A 3,442-nucleotide genomic window follows, 5' to 3' on the forward strand; every position below is an offset into this window, starting at 1 on the left:
CGCTCCAGCGACGACGACGGCCGCCGTCGGTGATGATCTCGATCTCAGACATAAGCACGTGCTCAGGCATATGCCTAAGCCTCCATGGCTATGCCCAGGTGTCCGGTCGAAAAGGGGGCCAGTTCACCGCCTTTGCCAAGCTGCGCGACCGTGGCATGCACACGGACGCCACAGGTGCTCATCGAGGACGTAGACCGTGCGCGCGATCTGGTGGACTGCAGTCCTACGCAAGAGGGCAGGGGGCGTGCTGACGTCCTGCCGGCGGCTGCTGATTGCCGTTCCCCAGAACGATCCTATTTGCAGATCATCCTGACAACGCCCCACTCCTTTGGAGTGCAACCCGGACTGGCCCCAGTGCATGACATGTCGCCTTGATGAACCAGCCGTCTCATGATCAGGAACGTGAGGTCCTTGCAGGGCTTGTCGAGCGGGTGACGTTCCACAATCCCGAGACCGGCTTCTGCGTGCTGCGCGTCAAGGCGCGCGGGCACCGCGAGCTGGTGACGGTGGTGGGCCATGCCGCCGCGATCTCGGCGGGCGAGTGGATCAGCGCCTCGGGGCAGTGGAGCAACAACCGCACCCATGGCCTGCAGTTCAGGGCGCAGTTCCTCAGGGCGTCCGCACCCACGACCGCCGAGGGCATCGAGAAGTATCTCGGCTCGGGCATGATCCGCGGCATCGGCCCGGTCACAGGCAAGCGCCTCGTGCGCCATTTCGGCACGGAGGTCTTCGACATCATCGAGGCCAGTCCCGAACGGCTGCGGGAGGTGGGCGGCATCGGCCCCGTCCGGGCCGCCCGGATCGCCGCCGGCTGGGCCGACCAGAAGGTCATCCGCGAGATCATGGTGTTCCTGCACCAGCATGGCGTGGGGACCGCGCGCGCCGTGCGGATCTTCCGGACCTATGGCCTCGATGCGGTGCAGGTGATGAGCGAGAACCCCTACCGGCTCGCGCGCGACATCCGCGGCATCGGCTTCCGCACCGCCGATGTCATTGCCGAAAAGCTCGGCATCGAAAGGACCGCCATGATCCGGGTGCAGGCGGGGATCTCCTTCGCACTCTCCGAAGCCATGGGCCAGGGGCACTGCGGGCTGCCGCGGACGGACCTGGCGGGGCTCGCGGAAAAGCTGCTGGAGGTGCCGGTCGAGTTCATCACGCGTGCGATGGCTCTGGAACTGGCCGAGGGCACGGTCACGGCGGATCGGGTGGGTGACACCGACTGCGTGTTCCTGACCGGGCTTCACCAGGCCGAGCGCGGCATCGCCGCGCATCTCAAGCGCCTGGCCAGCGGTCCCCTGCCGTGGCCCGCCATCGATGCCGACCGTGCCCTGCCGTGGATCGAGCGGGCAACGGGCCTCACGCTCGCCATCAGCCAGGTCGAGGCTCTTCGCCTGGCGCTGCGCTCCAAGGTGCTGGTGATCACCGGCGGGCCGGGCGTCGGCAAGACCACGCTGGTCAATGCCATCCTGCGCATCCTCGCGGCCAGGGGCACGCGTCTGCTGCTCTGCGCCCCGACCGGTCGGGCCGCCAAGCGCATGACGGAAGCCACCGGCCTGGAGGCGCGCACCATTCACCGGCTGCTCGAGTTCGATCCTGCAACCGCTGGCTTCAAGCGCAGCGAGGAGAACCTGCTCGCCTGCGATCTGCTGGTCGTCGACGAAAGCTCGATGGTGGACGTGCCGCTCATGCAGTCGCTCCTGAAGGCTGTGCCAGGCTCAGCTGCGCTGCTGATCGTGGGCGACATCGACCAGCTGCCCTCGGTCGGACCCGGCCAGGTGCTGGCCGACATCATCGGCTCCGGCGCAGTGCCGGTCGTGCGACTGACCGAGGTGTTCCGCCAAGCGGCGCGGAGCCGCATCATCACCAGCGCGCACCGGATCAACGAGGGGCGCCTGCCGGACCTCTCGACCCCCGAGGGCGAAAGCGACTTCTACTTCGTGCCGGCCGAGGCGCCCGAACAGGCGGTGGCGCGCATCGTCGAACTGGTGCGTCACCGGATCCCGCGCCGCTTCGGCCTCGACCCCGTCCGCGACATCCAGGTGCTCTGCCCGATGAACCGTGGCGGCGTCGGCGCGCGGGCGCTCAACATCGAACTGCAGGCGGTCCTCAATGGGGCGGGTGCCCCGAAGGTCGAGCGCTTCGGCTGGACCTTCGCGCCGGGCGACAAGGTCATGCAGGTCGAGAACGACTACGACAAGGAGGTCTGGAACGGCGACATCGGCCGGATCGAGACGGTTGATCCCGAAGAGGGGGAGGTGATGATCGACTTCGACGGCCGCGCGGTCGTCTTCGGCTTCGGTGAGCTCGACACCGTCGTGCCGGCCTATGCGGCCACCATCCACAAGGCGCAAGGGTCGGAGTATCCGGCGGTAGTCATTCCGGTGATGACCCAGCACTATGCCATGCTGCAGCGCAACCTGCTTTATACCGGCATCACCCGCGGCCGGAAGCTGGTCGTGCTGGTGGGTCAGAGAAAGGCCATCGCCATTGCTGTGAGAAATGTCGCAGGACGGCGGCGCTGGACGAAGCTCGCGGAGTGGCTCGCGGCGGCGTAGGCCTGAGGCGCCGCAGGAGACTTGAAAGGGAAAGAAGAGAACACAGTAAGATATTGATCTTATTACATAATTATCATTACTATAAGAGTTGATATACGCTGTGGACGCGCTACCTTGGAGTGCGACTTTTGATCCTCAACAATGAGTTGGGCTTTGAAAGGACACTCGAATGAAGGTTCGCTATTCTCACCTTTCCCTGGCAGAGCGCCGCCGGATCGAACGCTGGCGCCATGCGAAGATGAGCCCTGACGAGATGGCGCGCAGGCTTGGCCGGCACCGCTCGACGATCTTCCGGGAGCTGCGCCGCAATCATTTTCATGACAGCGAAGTCCCCAAGCTCAGTGGCTATTGGTGTGTCGTGGCACAGAGCCTGAGCGACAGCCGGCGGACGCGGCAGCGCAAGCTGGTGCGCGAGTCCCGTCTGCGCGACCAGGTTGAGTGCTGCTTGAGATCAGGCTGGACACCCGAGCAGATCGCTGGCCGCATGCGCCACGAGCGAGCCCCGATCCGGGTCTGCCACGAAACCATCTATCGTCACATCTACTCCGAGGAAGGCCGTCGGGGCGAGTTGTGGCGCCACCTGCCCTCCGGCCGACGGCGCCGCCGCGGCTATCGTCTGCGCAAGCGCCCGCCGCCGAAATTTGCCGCTGAACTCAGCATCCTGTTCCGTCCCGATGTCATCGCCCATCGCAAGGAGTTCGGGCACTGGGGTGAGAGGGGACGGTCGCGCCCGGTGGCGCGACGCAGCCCCTCGAACGACCTGGTGCTTTTCCGGCAGAAGTTCGGTCCCGCCAACGTCGCCACGATGATCGAGCGCACCAGCCGCTTCCTCGTGGTGCTGAAGAACGCGGAGAAGCGCACCCGGCCGATCATGGCGCAGATCGCCA

2 protein-coding genes are annotated in these 3,442 nt (G+C 66.0%); both read left to right on the forward strand.

Annotation, left to right across the window (positions count from 1 at the left end; all coding sequences use genetic code 11):
* Nucleotides 1-374: 374 nt before the first annotated feature.
* Complete coding sequence (locus H5395_RS17940; RefSeq protein WP_182793873.1) at nucleotides 375-2,555, forward strand: ATP-dependent RecD-like DNA helicase; 2,181 nt, start codon at nucleotides 375-377, stop codon at nucleotides 2,553-2,555.
* 169 nt (nucleotides 2,556-2,724) lie between these two features.
* Nucleotides 2,725-3,442: IS30 family transposase (locus H5395_RS17945; protein WP_182793875.1), on the forward strand; the 718-nt coding region annotated here is incomplete at its 3' end.

This window comes from Paracoccus sp. MC1854 (assembly GCF_014164635.1).
Classification (GTDB): domain Bacteria; phylum Pseudomonadota; class Alphaproteobacteria; order Rhodobacterales; family Rhodobacteraceae; genus Paracoccus.

Excerpts from the sequence above, each read along its gene's own strand:
- H5395_RS17940 (WP_182793873.1), top strand. The coding sequence starts at position 375 with ATGAACCAGCCGTCTCATGATCAGGAACGTGAGGTCCTTGCAGGGCTT.